Source organism: Sandarakinorhabdus sp., from assembly GCF_031422795.1.
Classification (GTDB): Bacteria; Pseudomonadota; Alphaproteobacteria; order Sphingomonadales; family Sphingomonadaceae; genus Sandarakinorhabdus.
This window is the reverse complement of record NZ_JANPML010000192.1, coordinates 1-3,522: the sequence shown is the minus strand read 5'-3', so window position 1 is coordinate 3,522 and position 3,522 is coordinate 1. Positions and strand designations below refer to the sequence as shown.

General features: G+C 64.3%; 4 protein-coding genes. 2 read left to right on the top strand and 2 right to left on the bottom strand.

Annotated elements, in window-relative coordinates:
- On the bottom strand, positions 1-759 hold a 759-nt coding region (locus RMO81_RS07370), incomplete at its 3' end, for a hypothetical protein (RefSeq protein WP_310475163.1).
- An 86-nt stretch (positions 760-845) separates the two neighbouring features.
- Entirely contained in the window at positions 846-1,949 is a 1,104-nt protein-coding gene (locus tag RMO81_RS07365; protein WP_310475162.1) for a helix-turn-helix transcriptional regulator, read from the bottom strand.
- Between the two features lie 99 nt (positions 1,950-2,048).
- On the opposite strand from RMO81_RS07365, the gene RMO81_RS07360 reads away from it, so the two are divergent.
- Together RMO81_RS07360 and RMO81_RS07355 are read left to right on the top strand one after the other, a co-directional pair.
- Positions 2,049-3,023, top strand: a complete 975-nt coding sequence (locus RMO81_RS07360) for a nitronate monooxygenase family protein (protein ID WP_310475161.1) — start codon at positions 2,049-2,051, stop codon at positions 3,021-3,023.
- Between the two features lie 8 nt (positions 3,024-3,031).
- Positions 3,032-3,522: enoyl-CoA hydratase-related protein (locus RMO81_RS07355; protein WP_310475160.1), on the top strand; the 491-nt coding region annotated here is incomplete at its 3' end.

Sequence of the window (3,522 nt, the reverse complement as noted above, 5' to 3'; positions counted from 1 at the left end):
GGTATCGATCTTCAAACGGGCTGTCTTTCCAGCCATGCGCCAGGTGACACTGTTATAGAATTCATTGCGATATTTGCCGTCAGGCGCAGCGAGTTGCGTCCACTGATCAAAGTTGATCGGGGCAAGCTGGCTGGTCTGACTGGCCGCTTCTCCCGGCATTTTCCAGCTGAGATCCCAACGGGTTGGCGCGCCGAACAGGCCGGGCCAATATTCCTCCAGATCGCTGCCGCCCAGATCGCTGTCGTCGGCGATCTTCACGGTCACCGCCTGATCGGTATCGCCGTCATAAGCGACGAGCGGCGCCACCGCGTTCAAAATCTGCGGCACCGGGCGACCATTGATGGCGGTGATCTCCGCCCCCTTGGGCAGCGCGCCGGACAGCACGATCATGCGCCCTTCGATCAGGCGGAAGCGCAGCGGCAGATGACTGGCGTTGGTCTTGCGCCACGTCTCGATGGCGTCGGGCAATTCGGGCTTGCTGTGGTCACAGTGGATGCTGGCCACCAGCCGTGCAATCTCGCGATGCAGGGTGAGCGTGGTTGTAGGCTGGCGAGCCAGCGCCTCCAACCGGGCAAAGCCGGCATCAACTTGGCGCTTGGGCACATAGCGATACAGGCCGGGATGGATCGTCTCCATGGCCCGCCGCATCAGCGCGACGTCGCTGCTGGCCTGCGCCGGTGTCAGCAGCGGATTGGGCATATCGGCCGCGATGGTCGGGGGGGAGGCGAGCAGAGCCGCGAGAATTGCAGTGCGGAACATCGGGTGAGCCTTTCGGGTTGATGATGGCTCATGGCTTGGTCGATTCGGCGGGCGGCATCGCCCGAAACGCTGAATTTCTTCAGAATTCAGGATTTGAGACGTGTCTGGGACATTCTGGCTTGCGTCGGCGTCATGCCGGCAAATTCCGCAAAGGCCCGGTTGAAACTGGCCTTGGAACGGAAGCCGGCATCCATCGCCATGGTCAGGATGGCGCGGGTATCGGCCGGGTCGGCCAGCCAGGCCTGCACTTGTTTCACCCGCCGCCGGTTGATCACGGCGTTGAAATTGGCGCCCAGCCCTTCGTTGAAGGCCCGGGCGAGATAATTGCTGTTGGTGCCCAGCGCCCGGGCCAGGCTGGCGGCGGTCAGGTCCGGATCCTGCCACAGCCGCTGCGCCTCGATTTCGGCTTCAAACCTTGCCCCCAGCGCCGCCCAGTCGCGGCCGGCTGGCGCAGGCACTTCCACCGGCTCGGAAGGCACCGGGTAACGCATGCCGGCATGACGCCAGCCTTCGACGCCCAGATAGATCACCAGCCCGGAGAAGATCACATACAACCAGAACTGATCGAAATAATTGCGGGCCGGGTCGCGCAGATTGGCGATAAAGAAGCCCAGCCACACCAGCACCACCAGCCCCAGCGCGATCAGGAAATTGCGGATCCATTCGGGGTCGAAATCCACCGCGTCCGTCACATTCTCGCCCAGCCAGCGGCGATAATCGGCCCAACAGCGCCACGCCATGCGGCCATAGACAGCGAGGCTGATGAACGTCGCCACGCGAAAAACCGGCGCGATGATCGGCGCGTGGGCGACCGTGTCCCACCAGTCCTTGGTGGGCAGCGGGAACGGAAACACCAGCGCATCAGCGGCAAACTGCACGGCCACGGGCAGGAAATGCGGCCATACCCGTGCCGGCGCCGTGCCGGCCAGACTGGTGGCATAAAGCCAGAGCAGTGGGCCAAAGGCCAGCGTGTAGCTGAACGGCGTGAAGCTGAGCCACGGCCAGGTATCGTAAAAGCCGGCGAACCCGATGATATAAGGCGTGATCAACGCCGCCACCGCCACGATCAGCAGCGCCAGCCAGCGATTGGCCGCCCGGTTGGCGCTGCTGCGCCACAGCATCAGCGCCAGCACCAGGCCCTGCGCCGTTCCCACCAGCAACGTTATGCTCAGAACGCCGAATTCGATCACGCCCCAACCCTCTCACAATCGCGGCCCTCTATTCAAGGCATTGCCGCCAGCGGAGGGGCGGGTTAGCTTTTCGCCATATTCGCAACAGGGGACACCGCCATGAAGACGCGCATCACTGAATTGTTCGGCATTGAACATCCGGTCATCCAGGGCGGCATGCACTATGTCGGCTTTGCCGAGATGGCCGCCGCCGTCTCCAACGCCGGCGGGCTGGGCATCATCACCGGGCTGACGCTGGGCACATCCGAAAAGCTGGCCGCCGAAATCGCCCGCTGCCGCACGATGACCGACAAGCCGTTCGGCGTGAACCTCACCTTCCTGCCCAGCGTGACGCCGCCGGATTATCCCGGCCTGATCAAATCGATCATCGAAGGCGGCGTGAAGGTGGTGGAAACCGCCGGCAACAACCCGGCGAAATGGCTGCCGGCGCTGAAAGAGCACGGCATCGAGGTCATCCACAAATGCACCAGCGTGCGCCACAGCCTGAAGGCCGAAGCCATCGGCTGCGACGCGGTTTCGGTGGACGGTTTCGAATGCGGCGGCCACCCCGGCGAAGATGACGTGGGCAACTGGGTGCTGCTGCCGCGCGCGGCTGAAGAACTGAAGATTCCCTTCGTGGCCAGCGGCGGCGTCGCCAACGGCAAGCAGCTGGCTGCAGCGCTGTGCATGGGCGCCGACGGCGTCAACATGGGCACGCGCTTTATCGCTACCAAGGAAGCCCCGGTGCACCAGAATGTGAAGGACGCGCTTGTCGCCGCGACCGAGCTTGATACCCGCCTGATCATGCGCTCGCTGCGCAATACCGAGCGGGTGCTGAACAACGCCGCCGTCGAACGCCTGCTGGAAAAGGAACGCACCAAGGGCGCTGATCTGAAGTTTGAAGACATCATCGCCGAAGTCGCCGGCGTCTATCCGAAGATCATGAAGGACGGCGACATGGATGCCGGCGGCTGGTCGTGCGGCCAGGTGGTGGGCCTGATCCACGACATCCCCAGCTGCAAGGATCTGATCGAGACCATGGTGCGCGAAGCCGAGGAGATCATCCGCGGCCGGCTGCAACGGCTGGTTGGATGAGCGGGGGCATGAGCGACGCCCCGATCCTCTATGATCTGGCCGACGGGGTGGCGACCATCACCCTCAATCGACCAGACAAATTGAACGCGCTGACGCCCGCCATGCTCACCGACTTCTTCGCGGCGGTGGCCAAGGCGGGCGCTGACCCGGAAGCCAAGGTGATCGTGGTGACCGGCGCCGGCCGCAGCTTCTGCGCCGGGCTCGATCTCGCCATCATCGGTGGCGGCGGCAGCGGCGCTGTAGACCCGTTTCCCGAGACCGCACCGCAATGGGGCGACGACATCGGCCCGGCGCTGGCGCCTTATTACAGCGGCGGTTGGCCCGCGCTGATCACCTGCCGCAAACCCACCATCGCGGCGGTGAACGGTGCGGCGTTTGGCTGGGGCTTCATCCTGTCGCTGCATTGCGACATCCGTTTTGCCAGCACCTCCGCGCTGTTCAACGCCACCTTCGCCCGCATCGGCGTGCCCGGCGAGAAGGGCGCGGCCTGGCTGCTGAC

Bases quoted from the DNA above. Each gene is read 5' to 3' on its own strand.
- RMO81_RS07360 (WP_310475161.1), top strand. From the start codon at position 2,049: ATGAAGACGCGCATCACTGAATTGTTCGGCATTGAACATCCGGTCATC.